Below are 17,641 nucleotides of genomic sequence, written 5' to 3' on the forward strand. Positions count from 1 at the left end.
GACACCATGACCACACCCACCACCCCACCCCGTGCCGGGACCATCCTGGAAGCCTCCGGCGTCACCATGCGCTTCGGCGGACTCACCGCCGTACGCGGCGTCGACCTCACCGTCAACACCGGAGAGATCGTCGGCCTCATCGGCCCCAACGGCGCCGGAAAAACCACCTTCTTCAACTGCCTCACCGGCCTCTACGTCCCCACCGAAGGCACCGTCCGCTTCAACGGCACCCGCCTCTCCCCCAAACCCCACCTCGTCACCCAGGCCGGCATCGCCCGCACCTTCCAGAACATCCGCCTCTTCGCCAACATGACCGTCCTGGAAAACACCCTCGTCGGCCGCCACACCCGCACCAAAGAAGGACTCTGGTCCGCCCTCCTACGAGGCCCCGGCTTCAAAAAAGCCGAACGCACCTCGGAAGAACGCGCCATGGAACTCCTCGAATTCACCGGCCTCACCGCCCGACGCGACCACCTCGCCCGCAACCTCCCCTACGGCGAACAACGCAAGCTCGAAATCGCCCGCGCCCTCGCCAGCGAACCCGGTCTGCTCCTCCTGGACGAACCCACCGCCGGCATGAACCCCCACGAAACCCGCGCCACCCAGGACCTCGTCCTCGCCATCCGCGACCAAGGCACCGCCGTCCTCGTCATCGAGCACGACATGCGCTTCATCTTCAACCTCTGCGACCGCGTCGCCGTCCTCGTCCAGGGCCACAAACTCATCGAAGGCACCGCGGAAACCGTCCAGGCCGACGAACGCGTGATCGCCGCCTACCTCGGCACCCCCACCGAAGAAGACACCACACCCCCGGCCCACCCGGCCGACCCCGCGACCCCGCCGCCACCAGGAGACCGCCGATGACCGCCCTGCTCCAGGTCGAGGACCTCCGGATCGCCTACGGCAAGATCGAAGCCGTCAAAGGCATCAGCTTCTCCGTCGAAGCCGGCCAGGTCGTCACCCTCATCGGCACCAACGGCGCCGGCAAGACCACCACCCTGCGCACCCTCTCCGGCCTCCGCGCCCCCCTCGCCGGCCGGATCACCTTCGACGGCGAACCGCTCGGCGCCCTGCCCGCCCACGAAATCGTCGCCCGCGGACTGGCCCACTCCCCCGAAGGCCGCCGCCTCTTCCCCCGCCTCACCATCGCCGAGAACCTCCAGCTCGGCGCGTTCCTCCGCAAGGACACCAACGCCGTCGCACACGACATACAACGCGTCTACGCACTCTTCCCCGTCCTCGGCGAACGCAGAAAACAAGCCTCCGGCACCCTCTCCGGCGGCGAACAGCAAATGCTCGCCATGGGCCGCGCGCTGATGTCCCGCCCCAAACTCCTGATGCTCGACGAACCCTCCATGGGCCTGTCCCCGATCATGATGCGAAAGATCATGGACACCATCCGCGAACTCCGCACCCAGGGCACCACCATCCTGCTCGTCGAACAGAACGCCCGCGCCGCGCTCTCCCTCGCCGACCACGGCCACGTCATGGAAACCGGCCGCATCGTCCTCTCCGGCACCGGCCCGCAACTCCTCCACGACGAATCCGTCCGCAAGGCGTACCTCGGCGAGGACTGACCCGCCGGCTCCGGCCGCCCGCACCACGACGACGACGGCCCCGCACCGGTCGATCACCGGTACGGGGCCGCACACGCTCGGCGCGCGTCGCTACGCGTCCTTCTGCTCCCGCTGTTCCTTCTGTTCCCTGTCCTTCTGCTTCTTCTCCGCGGCGTCCTCGATGACCGCCTCGGCGACCTGCTGCATCGAGAGCCTGCGGTCCATCGACGTCTTCTGGATCCAGCGGAACGCGGCCGGCTCGGTCAGCCCGTACTGGGTCTGCAGAACGCTCTTCGCCCGGTCCACGAGCTTGCGCGTCTCCAGCCGCTGGGTGAGGTCCGCGACCTCCTTCTCCAGCGTCTTCAGCTCGGTGAAACGGCTCACGGCCATCTCGATCGCCGGGACCACGTCGCTCTTGGAGAACGGCTTCACGAGATACGCCATCGCACCCGCGTCACGCGCCCGCTCCACCAGCTCACGCTGCGAGAACGCGGTCAGCATCAGGACCGGCGCGATGCTCTCCTCGGCGATCTTCTCGGCGGCCGAGATACCGTCCAGGACCGGCATCTTCACGTCCAGGATCACCAGGTCGGGGCGGTGCTCCCGGGCCAGCTCGACGGCCGTCTGACCGTCCCCGGCCTCGCCGACGACGGTGTAGCCCTCCTCCTCCAGCATCTCTTTGAGATCGAGACGGATGAGGGCCTCGTCCTCGGCGATCACAACGCGCGTGGTCAGCGGCGGGACGTGCGACTGATCGTCATCGGCGACGTGCTGCTCGGGCTCGGCGGCGCTCACGGGACTCCTCGGTAAAGGCAGGTGGTGCCCCATGAGCCTACCTAGCTCCTGTATGTTTGAGGCACGGAGGGGCTAAGCTATCCTTCGGATTGCAGGGGCTCCGGTAGTCCAATCGGCAGAGACGATGCCCTCAAAAGGCATTCAGTGTGGGTTCGAGTCCCACCCGGGGCACTTTACCTTCGTTTCCAAGGCTCACAACCGTTGGGTTGTTTTCACTCACTTCAGTGAACATCTCTTCGATTCGCTCCGTGACCGCGCGGCATCGTTCAAGCTCGCGTCCGTGTATGACATGGAAACCCGAGAGCGCACCCTCGCTCTCCTCTCCCAAGGCCGCAGCCTCAACTCGGTGAGCAAGCAAACCGGGATATCCCGGTACGCGATCCGCTCCTGGCAGACCCGCATCGAGCCGGTGTCGCGTGCGACGGAATGCCCGCGGTGCGAACGCGTGCCACGGCCACCCGAGAACACCGTCGCTTACGCCTATTTACTCGGCCTCTACCTCGGCGACGGCTGCATCAGCGCACAGCCGCAGCGAGGCGGGTACGCCCTGCGCATCGCCTGCGCGGATGCCTGGCCCGGCCTGATCACCGCCTGCCGCGACGCGATGCGGGACGTCCGCCCGATGAACAGCGTCTGCGTGATCGCGTGTCAGGGCTGCGTCATGGTCACCAGCTACAGCCGCCACTGGCCCTGCCTGTTCCCCCAGCACGGCCCCGGCAGGAAACACGAGCGGCCGATCGTCCTCGAAGCCTGGCAGCGGCAGATCGTGGACGCGTATCCCTGGGAGTTCCTCCGCGGGCTCATCCACTCCGACGGCTGCCGGATCACCAACTGGACGACGCGCACGGCCGGCGGGGAGCGCAGGCGCTACGAGTACCCGCGGTATTTCTTCACCAACACGTCCACCGACATCCTGCGGCTCTGTACCGACACCCTCGACAAGGTCGGTGTGGAGTGGCGGCCCTCGCGCCAGTCCCGCCGGGCGCAGTCCGTCTCCGTCGCCCGGCGCGCGTCCGTGGCCCTCATGGACCGTCACATCGGGCCGAAGCACTGACGGGGCCGGCGGTCGGAACCGCGGCCCCACGCGCGGGTGCGGGTGGCTACTCGGCGGTGTCGTCGGCGCCGATGCGGTGGACGCGGACGAGGTTGGTGGAGCCCGGGACGCCGGGCGGGGAGCCGGCGGTGATGATGACGACGTCGCCGGGGCGGCAGCGGCCGATCCGCAGGAGTTCCTCGTCGACCTGGGCGACCATCTCGTCGGTGGAGTCGACGGTCGGGCCGAGGAAGGTCTCGACGCCCCAGGTGAGGTTGAGCTGGGCGCGGGTGGCCGTGTCGGGGGTGAAGGCGAGGAGCGGGATGGGCGAGCGGTAGCGGGAGAGGCGGCGGACGGTGTCGCCGGACTGGGTGAAGGCGACGAGGAACTTGGCGCCGAGGAAGTCGCCCATCTCGGCGGCCGCGCGGGCGACCGCGCCGCCCTGGGTGCGGGGCTTGCTGCGTTCGGTGAGCGGCGGCAGGCCCTTGGCGAGGATGTCCTCCTCGGCGGCCTCGACGATGCGGCTCATGGTGCGGACCGTCTCGGTGGGGTATTTCCCGACGCTGGTCTCGCCGGAGAGCATCACGGCGTCGGTGCCGTCGATGACGGCGTTGGCGACGTCGGAGGCTTCGGCGCGGGTGGGGCGGGAGTTGTCGATCATCGAGTCGAGCATCTGGGTCGCGACGATGACCGGCTTGGCGTTGCGTTTGGCCAGTTTGATGGCGCGCTTCTGGACGATCGGCACGGTCTCCAGCGGCATTTCGACGCCGAGGTCGCCTCGGGCGACCATGATGCCGTCGAAGGCGGCGACGATGTCGTCGATGTTCTCGACGGCCTGTGGCTTTTCGACCTTGGCGATGACGGGGAGGAAGCGGTCTTCCTCGCGCATGATGCGGTGGACGTCTTCGATGTCGCGGCCGCTGCGGACGAAGGAGAGGGCGATGACGTCGGCGCCGGTGCGCAGGGCCCAGCGGAGGTCGTCCTGGTCCTTGTCGGAGAGGGCGGGGACGGATACGGCGACGCCGGGGAGGTTGAGGCCCTTGTGGTCGGAGACCATGCCGCCCTCGATGACCTTGGTGTGGACGCGGGGTCCGTCGACACCGGTGACTTCGAGGGTGACCTTGCCGTCGTCGACGAGGATGCGTTCGCCGGGGGTGACGTCGGCGGCGAGGCCGTCGTAGGTGGTGCCGCAGAGCTGGCGGTCGCCTTCGACGGACGGTTCGACGGTGATGGTGAACTCGTCGTCGCGTTCGAGAAGTACGGGTCCTTCGCGGAATCGGCCGAGGCGGATCTTCGGGCCTTGTAGGTCGGCGAGGATGCCGACGCTGCGGCCGGTCTCCTCGGCTGCCTTGCGGACCCGGTCGAATCGCGCCTCGTGATCGGCGTAGGTGCCGTGGCTGAGGTTGAAGCGGGCCACGTCCATTCCGGCGTCGACGAGTGCCTTGATCTGCTCGTACGTGTCGGTGGCGGGTCCCAGGGTGCAGACGATCTTTGCTCGGCGCATGTCTCCGACTCTATGACTTACCGACTGGTAGAGAGGTGTGGGGAAGTGACTGCCCAACGACCGCTCGGTGAAGGGCTCTTGACAAGTTGTGGAATGCGCGTGAAGGCGCTCCGATGAGCGGATTTGCCGTGTGCCGGGTGGGGTGGGTGGTGGTCCGGTCACCCGCTGTGGGGGGGTGCCGGCCGGGGCCCGGTGGCTGCCGGGGCGCGGCGGGCCGCTGTCGGCGGTGAGGCCGTGGCGTCGGATGCGGGTGGGGGCGCCTTCGTGGTCGCCGGTACTTCGCCCGCTTCGACGAGTCGCCCTCGCGCAAGGTCCGTGTGGACGGCCAGTACTACAAGGAGTACTGGGGTGAGGGATCGAGGCGGGCCCGGAACGCGGCCCGCTACGGGCAGAGCGACGGGATCGCTTTCGAGGAGGGCGTGGACGGCTTCGTGCCCTATGCGGGCGGCCTGTACGACAACGTGGAGCTGACCAGGTCGAAGCTGACCGCCACCATGATCAGCTGCGGTGCGACCACGCTGCAGCGGTTCCACGAGGAGGCGGTCATGGTCCAGGTTTCCGAGCGGTCCTACGAGCAGAACACCGCCGAGGTGCGGCTGCGGGAGCGGTCCGTCGACTCCGGCGAGTGACACCCGGTCTGCCGGCCGCGTCGTCCCGCCACCCCCATTCCGGGGAGGGGCGGGGACGACGTGCTCCGGGGCGCTGCGGGTTGGCCCTGAGCCGGTGCGAGCGGCGCTTCGGGCGGCTTGGGGTCGCCCCTCTCCCCCAGGGCCGGTTTCCCGTACGTCCGTTTCCCCCGTGCGGGGTTGGGTCAGGGGCGGGGGACGAGGGTGGTGGTCGGCCTGGGGATGGGGGTGGTGGGGCGGGTTGCGGGTTGGTGGAGGCCGAAGGTGGTGAAGGCGGTGCGGGTGGGGAGGGGGTAGGGAGGGGTGCTGCTGAGGGAGTTGAGGATGGTGGCGCTGCGCCAGGCGGCGAGGCTGAGGTCGGGGGTGCCGACGCCGTGGCTGTGGCGTTCGGCGTTCTGGACGTAGAGGGAGCCGGTGACGGCGGGGTCGAGGACGAGGCGGTGCTGTTCGTCGATGCGCGGGCGGCCGGCGGTGTCGCGGCAGAGGTAGGGCTCCAGGGCGGCGAGGAGGGTGTCGACGCGGCGTTCGCGGTAGCCGGTGGCGAGGATGACGGCGGCGGTGGTGAGGCGGGAGCGGGTGGCCTGCTGGGTGTGGTCGAGGTGGAGTTCGATCTTTCCGGGGCCGATGCGTCCGGCGGTGCGTACGGAGACGCCCGGGGTGAGGGTGGCGTCGGGCCAGCCGCCGTGCAGGGTGCGGCGGTAGAGCTCGTCGTGGATGGCGGCGAGGGTGTCGTGGTCGATGCCTTTGTAGAGCTGCCACTGTCCGGGGACGAGGTCGTCGCGGACGGTTTCGGGGAGGGCGTGGAAGTAGCGGGTGTAGTCGGGGGTGAAGTGTTCGAGGCCGAGTTTGCTGTACTCCATGGGCGCGAAGGCCGGGGTGCGGGCGAGCCAGTGGAGTTGTTCGCGGCCGAAGGGGCGGGCGCGCAGCAGGTCGAGGAAGATCTCGGCGCCCGACTGGCCCGCGCCGATGACGGTGATGTGCTCGGCGGTGAGGAGCTGTTCGCGGTGGTCGAGGTAGTCGGCGGAGTGGATGACGGGGACGGTGGGGGCCTCGACGAGGGGGCGCAGGGCTTCGGGGATGTAGGGGGCGGTGCCGATGCCGAGGACGAGGTTGCGGGCGTGGACGCGGCCGAGGGCTTCGGCTCCGCCTTCGGTGCCGAGCTGGGTGAAGTCGACTTCGAAGAGGTGGTGTTCGGTGTTCCAGCGCAGGGCTTCGATCTGGTGGCTGAAGTGGAGTCCGGTGAGGGATTCGCTGACCCAGCGGCAGTAGGCGTCGTATTCGGCGCGGTGGATGTGGAAGCGCTCGGCGAAGTAGAAGGGGTAGAGGCGTTCGCGGGTTCTGAGGTAGCTGAGGAAGGACCAGGGGCTGGTGGGGTCGGCGAGGGTCACCAGGTCGGCGAGGAAGGGGACTTGGAGGGTGGCGCCGTCGATGAGGAGGCCGGGGTGCCAGTGGAAGGCGGGGCGCTGGTCGTAGAAGGCGGTGCGCAGGTGGGTGAGGGGCTGGGCGAGGGCGGCGAGGGAGAGGTTGAAGGGGCCGATGCCGATGCCGGCGAGGTCGAGGATCCGGGCGGGGTCCGGGGTTTCGGAGGGCTTGGTGTCGGTGGTGGCGAGCGCGTGGGTGGTGCCGAAGTGGGGGGTGGTGCTCATCGGGGCGTGTGGCCTTCCACGAGTTTCAGCAGCGTTGTGAGGTCACCGGACTGGGTGTGGGGGTTGAGGAGGGTGGCTTTGAGCCAGAGGCCGGTGGGGGTGACGGTGCGGCCGAGGACGGCGTGTCCGTCGGTGAGGAGGGTGCGGCGGATGCCGGCGAGGGTGGTGTCGTCGGCGCCGATGGGGCGGAAGAGGACGGTGCTGAGGGTGGGGCGGGAGTGGAGTTCGTAGTGGGGGTGGTCCTCGATGAGGTCGGCGAGGGTGCGGGCGGCGTCGAGGGTGCGGTCGACGAGGTCGCCGAGGCCGCGGCGGCCGAGGGCCTTGAGGGTGACGGCGATCTTGAGGATGTCGGGGCGGCGGGTGGTGCGCAGTGAGCGGCCGAGGAGGTCGGGCAGGCCGGCTTCGGTGTCGTCGTCGGCGTTGAGGTAGTCGGCGCGGTGCGCGAGCGGGGCGAGGGTGGCGGGGTCGGGGACGGTGAGGAGGCCGGCCGCGACCGGTTGCCAGCCGAGTTTGTGCAGGTCGAGGGTGACGGTGTGGGCGCGGGCGAGGCCGTCCAGGGCGGTGCGGTGGGTGTCGCTGAAGAGGAGCGGGCCGCCGTAGGAGGCGTCGATGTGGAGGCGGGCGCCGTGCCGGTCGGCGAGGTCGGCGATGGCGGGGAGCGGGTCGATGGCGCCGGAGTCGGTGGTCCCGGCGGTGGCGGTGATCAGCAGGGGGCTGTGCAGGGTGTGCAGGGCGGCGTCGAGGGCGTGGGGGTCGAGGACGCCGTCGGGGGTGGGGAGGGTGATCGGTCCGGGGAGGCCGAGGAGCCAGGCGGCGCGGTGGATGCTGTGGTGGGCATTGGCCCCGCAGACGATCTGGAGGGGGGCGGTGGCGTTGCCGTGGTGTGCCGCGGTCCGGCTCCGGCCCTGGTCGCTGTGGGTGGCTTCGCGGGCGAGCAGGAGGGCGAGCTGGTTGGATTCGGTGCCGCCGGTGGTGACCAGCGCGTCGGGGGCGGGGGCCGTCGGGTGGACGAGGGCGGCCAGTTCGCGGCAGGTGAGGGCTTCGAGGGCGGAGGCGGCGGGGGCCTGGTCCCAGGAGTCCATGGAGGGGTTGAGGGCGCTCGCGGCGAGGTCGGCGGCGGTGGCCAGGGCGAGCGGCGGGCAGTGCAGATGGGCGGCGCAGTGCGGGTCGGCGGGGTCGGCGGCGCCGGCGGCGAGGGTGTGGACGAGGGTGCGCAGGGCGGTGTGCGGGCCGCTGCCGTGTTCGGGGAGCAGGGGGGCGCAGGCGTCGCGTACGGAGCGGGCGACGGCTTCGGGGCCGCCGGGCGGCAGGGGGCCCGCGCGGTCCTCGGCGCCGGTGGTGAGGGCGTCGAGGACCGTGTCGAGGAGCGGGCGCAGTGCGCGGGGTCCGTTGGTGCCGCCGGCGAGGGCGGTGCCGGCGGGCGGCACGGGCATGAACGTGCCCTTCTGAGCGGGGAGTTCAAGTGGCGGTCCGGCTCCGGACCTTAGGCCGCCCTAAGTTACTTTCCCCGTATGGTGCCCGGCCACCGGTCCCGGTGGTTCCACCCGTTCGTGGGACGTGGCTGCCGCACGTGTTCGGGTGCCGCCGGCCGCTCCCCCGGCGGCCTGCGGCACCCGTGTCGTACGGCCTGGTCCGTGGACCGGCGCCGCGCCGTCAGACCGCCGGCGGTGTGCCGTGCGCGGCGCGGATGCCGAGGGCGCGCCGCAGGTCGTCGAGCTGGTCGGTGAGTTTGCGGCGCAGCGCGGGGGTCGGGTCGCCGTCGGCCAGGCAGGTCTCGCCGAGGGTGAGGGTGGTGTCCTCGACGAGGGTGGCGGGGAAGGCGTAGCGGCCGGCGGCTTCGGCGAGGGCGGGGCCGCGGTGGGCGGCGAGGGCGGGTACTTCGGTGAAGTAGCGGGCGGCGTAGGGGCGGAGCAGGTCGTGCTGTTCGGGGTTCCAGAAGCCGGTGGCGGTGGCGGTGAAGAGGTAGTTGGAGAGGGCTTCGCCGTCGTCGGTGGTGAACAGGGCGTCCCAGGCGGCTTGTTTGGCGGCCGGGTCGGGGAGGGCGGCGTGGCAGCGGGCGGCGCCCTGGCGGCCAATGGCGCTGGGGTCGCGGACGAGTTCGGCGTCGATGGTGGCGCGGAGGCCGTCGAGGGGGGTGGCGCCGAGGACGGCGAGCCGGCCGAGGATGCGCCAGCGCAGTTCGGGGTCGAGGGCGGGGCCGCCGGGGACGCTGCCGTCGTCGAGCCATTCCTGGAGGGGTTCGTGGCGGGTGGCGCTGTCGATGAAGGCGCGTACGGCGGTCAGCCGCAGGCCGGCGTGGGTGCCGTGGGCGGGGCCTTCGGTGTGGCGCAGGATGTCGCGGCTGATGGCGTGGAGGGTGGTGAGGGCGGTGTGGCGTTCGGTGTGGGGGAGGTAGCGGTCGGCGATCTGGGTGCGGGCGAAGGTGAGGACGCCCTGGACGATGGCGAGGTCGGATTCGCGGGGGAGGTGGGTGCGGGCGAGGTCCAGGTAGGCGGCGGGCGGCAGTTCGCCGTCGCGGACCAGGTCGCGGGCGGCGTTCCAGGCGACGGCGCGGGAGAGGGAGTCGGGGAGGGTGGCGAGGGTGGTGGTGAGGGTCTGCCAGGACGCGGGGTCGAAGCGGATCTTGGTGTAGGTGAGGTCGCCGTCGTTGAGGAGGACGAGGTCGGGGGCGGGTGTGAGGAAGATGCCGTGGGTGTCGCCGGTGTCTCCGGGGAGGTCCAGGTCGAAGCGGTCGCGCAGGGTCAGGCGCCGGGTGTCGGCGGGGTCCTGGTCGTAGAGGCCGACGGCGATGCGGTGCGGCCGGCCGCCGGTGTGCGCGACGTCCAGCCGCCATCCGTCGGGCCCGGTCTCGACGGTGGGGGTGAGGGTGTCGACTCCGGTGGTGCGCAGCCAGTTCGCGGCCCAGGCGTGGACGTCGCGGTCGGTGTGGCGGGCGAGGGAGTCGATGAAGTCGGCGAGCGTGGCGTTGCCGAAGCGGTGCCGGGCGAAGTGGTCGTTGATACCGGCGAGGAAGTCCTGCTCGCCCATCCAGGCGACGAGCTGGCGCAGGGCGGAGGCGCCCTTGGCGTAGGAGATGCCGTCGAAGTTGAGGAGGGCGGAGGCGGTGTCGGGGACGTCTTCGGGGGCGGGGGCGACGGGGTGGGTGGAGGGGCGCTGGTCGGCGTCGTAGCCCCAGCCCTTGCGGGCGATGGCGAAGTCGGTCCAGGTTTCGGTGAAGCGGGTGGCTTCGGCCAGGACCTGGAAGCCCATGTACTCGGCGAAGGACTCGTTGAGCCAGATGTCGTCCCACCAGCGGAGGGTGACGAGGTCGCCGAACCACATATGGGCCATTTCGTGGGCGATGACCATGCCGCGGGTCTGGCGTTCGGTGTCGGTGACGGCGGAGCGGTAGATGAATTCGTCGCGGAAGGTGACGAGTCCGGGGTTCTCCATGGCGCCGGCGTTGAATTCGGGGACGAACGCCTGGTCGTAGGAGTCGAAGGGGTACGGCTCGTCGAACATCTGGTGGTAGCGGTCGAAGCAGCGGCGGGTGATGTCGTGGATCTCGTCGGCGTCGGTGTCGAGGTGGGGGGCGAGGGAGCGGCGGCAGTGGATGCCGAAGGGCAGTCCGGCGTGTTCGGTGCGCACGGAGTGCCAGGGGCCGGCGGCGACGGCGACGAGGTAGGTGCTGATGAGGGGCGTGGTGGCGAGGGTCCAGCGGCCGGGTGCGCCCGCGGTGGCGATGCCGTTGCCGAGGACGGTCCAGTCGTCGGGGGCGGTGACGGTGAGGGTGAAGGTGGCCTTGAGGTCGGGCTGGTCGAAGGCGCCGAAGACACGCTGGACGTCTTCCATGAAGAGCTGGGTGTAGACGTAGGTCTCGCCGTCGGCGGGGTCGGTGAAGCGGTGCATGCCTTCGCCGGTGCGGGAGTAGCGCATGGTGGCGTCGAGGCGCAGTTCGTGGGCGCCGGGGGCCAGGCCGGTCAGCGGGAGGCGGTTGTCGGCGAGGGCGGCCGGGTCGAGGGGTGCGCCGTCGAGGGTGACGCGGTGCAGCTCGGCGGGTTTGATCTCGGCGAAGGTGTCGCCGGCGATCCGTGCGGTGAAGTGGATGACCGTGCGGGAGCCGAAGTGGTCCGGTCCGCGGGTGAAGTCCAGGTCGACCTCGTAGCGGTGGACGTCGATGAGTCGGGCTCGGTTCTGCGCCTCGTCGCGCTGGAGTGCTGGCATGGGGTCATGCTGCCGTACGGCCCAGTGCGTGCGCACACGTGTTTGTACGTGTGGGGCGGGCGGGTGGTGCGCCGCCGGTCAGCCGTTGCGGCCGCCGACCAGCGGGGGGTTGTCGGGGTCGGGGATCTGGGTGGACCAGCCGCCCGGGACGCTGCGGCCCTGCCGGTCGCGGAAGCGTACCGGGGCGGTGCCGACGCGGCGGGTGAAGAGTCTGCTGAAGTACGCCGGGTCGTCGTAGCCGACCCGGCGGGCGACCGCGGCGACCGGGAGTTCGGTGCCCGCGAGGAGTTCCTTGGCGCGGCCGAGGCGGATGCCCAGGAGGTAGTCCTTGGGGCTGCAGCCGGCGCCGCGCCGTACGGCGGTGCGCAGTCCGGCGGGGGTCATACCGTGCCGGGCGGCGTGTTCGGCGACCGACAGCGGCAGGAACGCGTCGCGGGCCAGGGCCTGGAGGACGGGGTCGCCGTCGGCGTCCGCGTCGGCCCGTGCGCGCCGCAGGACGACGAGGAGTTCGTGCACGGCGGCCGAGGTCTCGACCTCCAGCAGCGGGTTGCCGCGGCGTGCGGCGCGGGCGATCCGGCCGACGGCGGCGCGGGCCGGGCCGGTGTCGGCGAGCGGTACGACCGGGTCGTCGGGTGTGATGTAGCCCAGTTCCGTGTAGGTGTCGGCGGCGGCTCCGGTGAAGTCGACGAAGCTCTCGTCCCAGCCGGTCTCCGGGTCGGCTCCGTAGTGGTGCGGCACACCGGGGGTGAGCCACAGCAGGGCGGGGGCGGTGACGGTCCGGCGGCGTCCGTCGGGGCCAATGAACCAGCCGCGGCCGGCGCTGACGACGATGGCGACGTGGTGGCCGAGGGTGCGTGGGCCGACCGTCGGCAGTGTGCCGTGCTGGAGGCCGACGCCCAGGCACACCAGGCCGAGCCGGTGGTGGACCGGGCTCGGCGTGAAGTAGCGCATCCAGGTGTGGTACATGACCGGCCTCCCGTCGCCGTGCGCTCCCGCCGTGCCCGCGGCCCGCCGGTGTCCAGGGCCGCGAAGTGCGCCGCTCCGTCCAAACAACGCCGATCTTTGTCCATGGACCGCCGCACCGCCAGAGGGCGAAGGTGACCGGTGAGCATGATCGACGGGCGCGGTACTCCGCGTCGCGGCCCGGCCGGCGGTGGTCCGGCGGGCGCACCTTTGACAGACAGGACGGGAAAGTGGCTCAGTTCGTGGTGGGCGAGCGGGACTTCATGCTGGACGGGCGGCCGGTGCGGCTGCTGTCCGGGGCGCTGCACTACTTCCGGGTGCACGAGGCGCAGTGGGGCCACCGGCTGGCGATGCTCCGGGCGATGGGCCTGAACTGCGTGGAGACGTACGTGCCGTGGAATCTGCACGAGCCGCGGCCCGGGGAGTTCCGGGATCCCGAGGCGCTGGGCCGGTTCCTGGACGCGGTGCGGGCGGCGGGGCTGTGGGCGATCGTGCGGCCGGGGCCGTACATCTGCGCGGAGTGGGAGAACGGCGGGCTGCCGGAGTGGCTGACGGGGCCGCTGGGGCGGCGGGTGCGGACCCGGGACGCGGAATACCTGCGGGCGGTGGACGCCTGGTTCGCGCGGCTGCTGCCGCAGGTCGTGGCGCGGCAGTGCGACACCGGCGGGCCGGTGATCATGGTGCAGGCGGAGAACGAGTACGGCTCGTACGGCAGCGACGCGGTGTATCTGGCGCGGATCGCGGAGCTGCTGCGCGCGCGGGGGGTGCGGGTGCCGCTGTTCACCTCGGACGGGCCCGAGGACCACATGCTGACCGGTGGTTCCCTGCCGGGGGTGCTGGCCACCGCCAACTTCGGGTCCGGTGCGCGGGAGGCGTTCGCGGAGCTGCGCCGCCACCGGGCGGACGGGCCGCTGATGTGTATGGAGTTCTGGTGCGGCTGGTTCGCGCACTGGGGGCGGGCGGGGGTGCCGCGCCCGCCCGAGGAGGCCGCGGCGGAGCTGCGCGAGATCCTGGAGTGCGGCGGCTCGGTGAACATCTACATGGCGCACGGCGGCACCAGTTTCGGCGGCTGGGCGGGCGCCAACCGCGCCGGTGAGCTGCACGACGGGGCGTTGCAGCCGACGGTCACCTCGTACGACTACGGGGCGCCGGTCGATGAACGGGGCCGTCCGACGGAGAAGTTCTGGCGCTTCCGTGAGGTGCTGGCCGAGTGGGCGGACGGTCCGTTGCCGGAGCTGCCGGAGCCGGAGCCGGTGCTCCCGTCCCCGGTGCGGGCGGTGGTGGACGCGTGGGCGCCGGCCGAGGACGTCCTGACGGCGCTGGGCGGCGCCGAGGTCGAGGCGGGCGGTCCGGTGACGTTCGAGGAGCTGGGCGTGGACCGGGGGGTGGTCCGCTACCGGGTGGCGGTGCCGGGGCCGCGCCGCCCGTATCCGCTGCGGGTGACCGGGCTGCGGGACCGGGCGGTGGTGTCCGTCGACGGGGTGCGCGGGCCGGTGCTGGACACGGAGGACGCGGTGCTCGGGGAGGTGGCGGGGCCCGCGTCGGTGGAGCTGTGGGTGGAGTCCCTGGGGCGGGTCAACTACGGGCCGCGGCTGGCCGAGCCGAAGGGGATCACCGGCGGACTGCTGCACGAGCGGCAGTATCTGCACGGCGTACGGGCGCGCGGACTGCGGCTGGACGCCCTGGAGGAGGCCGGGGCGCTGGCGAAGGTGCCGTTCCGGGCGGTCGGCGAGGCCGGTGCGGAGCCGGCCGCCGGTCTCTACCGGGGCACGCTGACGGTGACCGGCCGCCCCGGGGACGCGGATCTCGCGCTGCCGGGCTGGACCCGCGGTTTCGCCTGGGTCAACGGCTTCTGTCTGGGCCGCTACTGGGCCGTCGGCCCGCAGCGGACCCTGTTCGTGCCGGGGCCCGTACTGCGCGCCGGGGACAACGAACTGCTGCTGCTGGAGCTGGAGGGTGCCCCGCCCCTCCTGGGGGAAGGAGAAGGGGCCGGGGCACCCGGTCTGTATCCCTGCGCGCCGCGCTGACGCGGCCCGGCGGGGGCCCGGCACGGCCCCCGCCGGGTGCGCGGCTACAGTTCCCGGACCTCGAAGGCGTCCAGGGCGAACTCCGCGGTGTCGTCGTCCCCCGCCTTGCGCAGTCCCACCCATGCCTCGCCGCGGGCCGGCGCGGTGAACTCGTAGGTGTGGGTGGCCGGCTGGGTGGCGGCCGGCAGCGGGCTGCGGGTCAGTTCGCGGGCGGCGGGCTCGTCGACGGCGGTGACCCAGGCGTACTGGCCGGCCTTCTCGTTCTCGTAGCGGAAGGTGACCCGGTAGCGGCGGCCCGCGGTGAAGCGGACGGTGTGCGGCACCGTGCGGTAGACCAGTCCGCTCCGCTCGCCGCGCGACTTGAGCGACTGGCCGCCGTCGATGACGTCGTCGATGGCCTTGCCGTTCCAGCCGCGCTGGGTGTAGGGCGCGTGGCGCTGGGCGATATGGGTGCGCGGGTCGGTGACTCCCCCGGCGTCGCCCTTGACGAAGACGCCCCAGCCCTGCGGGACGTCCTCGAAGTCCTCGTACGCGAGCGCGTCCGTCCGGGCCACCGGCGCGGTGCGGACGACGCGTACGTTGTCGAACCTGACCTGGGCCCGGCCGGCCGCCGCGGTCAGGGTGAGGGTGACCGGGCCGCCGCCCTCGGGGACGGTGAAGCGGGTGAACAGCCGCTGGAAGCGGGTGCCGGACTTGCGGTCGGCGGCGATGTAGTTGCCGGCCGTCGAGGTCTCGGTCCAGTTGACGGCGGTGATGCCGTCGGCGGTGCGCACCGTCAGCCCCGCCCGGCGCCGTTCGCCCGCCGTCGCGCCGACCTCGACCTGTACCGACGCGGCGTAGCTGCCGGGGGCCAGCCGGGCGAGCCGCTGGCCGACGGTGGCGGCGCCGCCCGCGCCGATGACCAGTTCGTAGTCGCCCAGCGCGCTGCGGCGGACCGCGGCCGGGCCGTGGGTCTGCCAGCCGTCCAGGGTGCCGGAGTGGAAGCCGGGGTCGGTCAGGCCGGTGCCCTCGCCCCAGCCGGGGTCGCCCTGGGCGGGGGCCGGGCGCCGGTGGACGACGTACGCCACACCGGCCTGCGCGGTGAGGGTGATCCGGCCGCCGCGGACGGGGACGCGGGTCCGGTCGGTGCGGCCCTGGTCGGTGAGCCGGTAGGCGTGGACGGTGCCGGCGCCGGACCAGCCGCGCGGCAGTGACCAACTGGTGGTGCCGCCACGGGGGTTGTAGTGGTAGAGCCGGTCCGGGTCGGTGGCGCGGCGGGGTTCCCAGGGCAGCAGGTAGGTGCCGGCGTCGTAGACCAGCCGGCCGTCGGTGGTGATCTTCCGGGTGCCGTCCGCGTCGCTGACGGAGGTGGCGGTGGGCCCTTCGAAGGTGATCTCGTGCGCGCCCCAGGTCCGGATCGGGTACGCCTGGAGGTACTTGGCGGGCAGTGCGTCGGTCCAGATGATGGTGTGGAAGGCGTGCCAGTCGGTCTTGCCGGTCCAGCCCTCGAAGTTGCCCATCCGCCCGGCGCCCAGCAGGGTGGGCCACTTGTCGGCGAAGACGTCCTTGTGGTGGTTGCGCAGGAAGCGGATGAGGCGGGAGTTGACGCCGCGGGAGGTGTCGCCGCCGTAGTCCGTCTCGTTCGCCCAGTGCGACCACAGCGCGGACCGTTCCAGGCCGTGGCCCCATTCGGTGGCCACCTGCCAGCCCTGGTCGCGCAGATGGCGCTGGAGCCGGTCGGAGTTCCAGCCGGATTCGCGGAAGACGTCGATATAGACGGTGTTCAGTGCCGGGTCGGTCTCCTCGCGCAGTTGCCGGAAGCGCCGGGCGATGTCGCCGGAGACGAGGTCGCGGCGGGGGTCGATGCGGTAGGACTGGTCCAGCCAGTCCCACTGCTTGTCGTTGCGGTTGACGAGCGTGTCGGAGAAGGCGTGCGCGACCGGGTAGGACTCGGTGGCGTTCACATGGACCGCGAAGTCGCTCTGCCACTTCTTTCCGGCCCGCAGCAGCGTGTTGAGGTCCCGCAGCCCGCCGGCCCGTTCGTTGTAGTTGCCGCCGTAGTCCGGGTGGGCGGAGTCGTGGCCCTCGGACTGGTAGCCCTTGAGGAGGGTGAACTGCCGCAGTCCGTCGGTGGCCAGGGCGATCCGTTTGATGTTGTCGAGGGTGTCGAGGAACGGGTTGGTGGCCTGGCTGGCGAAGTTGAACGGGATGTGCGGGACGACCCGCAGATGCTGTTCGCCGGCGCCCAGGGGCGTCACCATGATGTCGCGCATCGCGATGGCGCCGTCCTGCCAGTCGGCGGTGCCGTCGCCGTTGCGGTCGCGGGTGACGATGACCGTGGCGTACGGCAACGGGTCGGTGGCGGCCGTCGGCTGGCCGGCCGCCCGGTACGTCCACTGGCCGCAGGACAGCCGCGCCTGCACCAGGCCGCCGCTGTGCACGGTCTGCCGCCACAGCCGGCCGTTCTCCCAGGTGGTGCCGGCCGCGGGCTTGTCGTAGACGGTGTTGGTCTCGACGGCGGCGGCCAGTTCGCCGGTGGCGACCACCGCGTACGCGCATCCGGTGGGCGCGGCGTCGGCGGGGGTGTCGGCGGTGACCCGCACCAGGGTGTCGCCGCTGCCGGCCTTGTCCAGTTCGATGCGGGCGGCGAGCAGCGCGGCGTCCGGCTGGTCGCTGCGCACGCTCAGCAGCGCGAGGCCGGGGATCTGGAGCGTGCCGACGGGCCGCGCGGCGGTGTCGGTGATGCGGGTGACCTGCCAGGTGACCTGCCGGTCCCGGACGGATATCCGGACGGCGATCTCGGTGCCGCCGTCGAAGGCGAGGGTGTAGGAGGCGCGGTCGGCGCGGGCCCGGTGGGTGACCTTCGGGGTGTGCGCGGTGCCGTCGAGGAGGACCTGGGTGACGGGGGTGTCCTGGCCGTACAGGACGGCGCCGGTGCCGCGGTCGGTGTAGGCGACGATGCGCGGGAAGGCGGTGTCGACGCGGACCTCCAGGGCGCCGGACCGCAGTACCGCCTCGCCGGCCCGGGGCGCGGCCGTGGCGGCGCCGGCGCCGAGCGGGAGGGCGGTGGCGGCCCCGGCGAGCGCGCCGGCGGCGACGACCTTTCTGCGGCTGGGCCCGCGTCGGGCATCTGGCTGTTCGTTCACGCGCGCTGTCCTCCTTCGCACCGGCACTGCTTGTCGCCGGACAGCGTGCGCCCCGCGCGCGGCGGGCGCCTATGGACAAAGGAGGGACAGGTGTTGGACTAACGGGACAGCGGGTGCGGGGCGGGCCCGACGGCGCGTACGGGGGCCGCCCCGGTGGACGGGG

Annotated in this window: 11 protein-coding genes, 1 tRNA gene and 1 pseudogene; 6 read left to right on the forward strand and 7 right to left on the reverse strand. The window is 72.0% G+C overall.

Annotated features, from left to right (window positions below; translation table 11 throughout):
* Positions 1-6 precede the first annotated feature (6 nt).
* Together IH09_RS06020 and IH09_RS06025 are read left to right on the forward strand one after the other, a co-directional pair.
* Positions 7-864 carry an ABC transporter ATP-binding protein gene (locus tag IH09_RS06020; protein ID WP_052854764.1) on the forward strand — a complete coding sequence of 286 codons (858 nt, stop codon included), beginning with the start codon at positions 7-9 and terminating at the stop codon, positions 862-864.
* Positions 861-1,577: an ABC transporter ATP-binding protein gene (locus IH09_RS06025; protein ID WP_052854766.1), complete on the forward strand. Its 717-nt coding sequence runs from the start codon at positions 861-863 to the stop codon at positions 1,575-1,577. Before IH09_RS06020 ends, IH09_RS06025 begins: the two co-directional genes overlap by 4 nt.
* A gap of 90 nt (positions 1,578-1,667) precedes the next feature.
* On the opposite strand, the gene IH09_RS06030 is transcribed toward IH09_RS06025, so the two are convergent.
* Complete coding sequence (locus IH09_RS06030) at positions 1,668-2,351, reverse strand: ANTAR domain-containing response regulator (protein ID WP_052854769.1); 684 nt, start codon at positions 2,349-2,351, stop codon at positions 1,668-1,670.
* Positions 2,352-2,448: 97 nt separating this feature from the next.
* On the opposite strand from IH09_RS06030, the gene IH09_RS06035 reads away from it, so the two are divergent.
* Together IH09_RS06035 and IH09_RS06040 are read left to right on the forward strand one after the other, a co-directional pair.
* Positions 2,449-2,522: transfer RNA gene (locus IH09_RS06035), tRNA-Leu, on the forward strand.
* Positions 2,523-2,631: 109 nt separating this feature from the next.
* A complete protein-coding gene (locus IH09_RS06040; protein WP_052855112.1) occupies positions 2,632-3,405 on the forward strand; it encodes a hypothetical protein in 774 nt (257 codons plus the stop codon).
* Positions 3,406-3,451: 46 nt separating this feature from the next.
* Here IH09_RS06040 and pyk read toward each other — a convergent pair whose 3' ends face one another.
* On the reverse strand, positions 3,452-4,888 hold the full coding sequence (pyk, locus tag IH09_RS06045; protein ID WP_052854771.1) for a pyruvate kinase: 1,437 nt from the start codon (positions 4,886-4,888) through the stop codon (positions 3,452-3,454).
* A gap of 284 nt (positions 4,889-5,172) precedes the next feature.
* Here pyk and IH09_RS06050 point away from each other — a divergent pair.
* A pseudogene (locus IH09_RS06050) lies at positions 5,173-5,517 on the forward strand (IMP dehydrogenase); the annotation flags it as partial.
* Positions 5,518-5,699: 182 nt separating this feature from the next.
* Here the strand turns inward: IH09_RS06050 and IH09_RS06055 are convergent.
* The 4 genes from IH09_RS06055 to IH09_RS06070 form a co-directional block, all read right to left on the reverse strand.
* Complete coding sequence (locus tag IH09_RS06055; protein WP_110952094.1) at positions 5,700-7,160, reverse strand: lysine N(6)-hydroxylase/L-ornithine N(5)-oxygenase family protein; 1,461 nt, start codon at positions 7,158-7,160, stop codon at positions 5,700-5,702.
* Complete coding sequence (locus tag IH09_RS06060; protein ID WP_052854777.1) at positions 7,157-8,593, reverse strand: pyridoxal phosphate-dependent decarboxylase family protein; 1,437 nt, start codon at positions 8,591-8,593, stop codon at positions 7,157-7,159. Before IH09_RS06060 ends, IH09_RS06055 begins: the two co-directional genes overlap by 4 nt.
* A 220-nt stretch (positions 8,594-8,813) precedes the next feature.
* Positions 8,814-11,363 carry an aminopeptidase N gene (pepN, locus tag IH09_RS06065; RefSeq protein ID WP_052854779.1) on the reverse strand — a complete coding sequence of 850 codons (2,550 nt, stop codon included), beginning with the start codon at positions 11,361-11,363 and terminating at the stop codon, positions 8,814-8,816.
* A gap of 78 nt (positions 11,364-11,441) precedes the next feature.
* Positions 11,442-12,329, reverse strand: a complete 888-nt coding sequence (locus IH09_RS06070) for a helix-turn-helix domain-containing protein (RefSeq protein WP_052854781.1) — start codon at positions 12,327-12,329, stop codon at positions 11,442-11,444.
* A 227-nt stretch (positions 12,330-12,556) separates the two neighbouring features.
* On the opposite strand from IH09_RS06070, the gene IH09_RS06075 reads away from it, so the two are divergent.
* A complete protein-coding gene (locus IH09_RS06075; protein ID WP_052854784.1) occupies positions 12,557-14,353 on the forward strand; it encodes a beta-galactosidase in 1,797 nt (598 codons plus the stop codon).
* Between the two features lie 44 nt (positions 14,354-14,397).
* Here IH09_RS06075 and IH09_RS06080 read toward each other — a convergent pair whose 3' ends face one another.
* The gene (locus IH09_RS06080; protein ID WP_052854786.1) at positions 14,398-17,478 is read right to left on the reverse strand and encodes an endo-alpha-N-acetylgalactosaminidase family protein; all 3,081 of its coding nucleotides are present in this window, start codon (positions 17,476-17,478) and stop codon (positions 14,398-14,400) included.
* Between the last annotated feature and the right edge of the window lie 163 nt (positions 17,479-17,641).

Source organism: Streptomyces celluloflavus, assembly GCA_000720995.1.
Lineage (GTDB): Bacteria > Actinomycetota > Actinomycetes > Streptomycetales > Streptomycetaceae > Streptomyces > Streptomyces celluloflavus.

Bases quoted from the DNA above. Each gene is read 5' to 3' on its own strand.
- pepN (WP_052854779.1), bottom strand. From the start codon at position 11,363: ATGCCAGCACTCCAGCGCGACGAGGCGCAGAACCGAGCCCGACTCATC.
- IH09_RS06070 (WP_052854781.1), bottom strand. From the start codon at position 12,329: ATGTACCACACCTGGATGCGCTACTTCACGCCGAGCCCGGTCCACCAC.
- IH09_RS06020 (WP_052854764.1), top strand. From the start codon at position 7: ATGACCACACCCACCACCCCACCCCGTGCCGGGACCATCCTGGAAGCC.
- pyk (WP_052854771.1), bottom strand. From the start codon at position 4,888: ATGCGCCGAGCAAAGATCGTCTGCACCCTGGGACCCGCCACCGACACG.
- IH09_RS06060 (WP_052854777.1), bottom strand. From the start codon at position 8,593: ATGCCCGTGCCGCCCGCCGGCACCGCCCTCGCCGGCGGCACCAACGGA.
- IH09_RS06025 (WP_052854766.1), top strand. From the start codon at position 861: ATGACCGCCCTGCTCCAGGTCGAGGACCTCCGGATCGCCTACGGCAAG.
- IH09_RS06055 (WP_110952094.1), bottom strand. From the start codon at position 7,160: ATGAGCACCACCCCCCACTTCGGCACCACCCACGCGCTCGCCACCACC.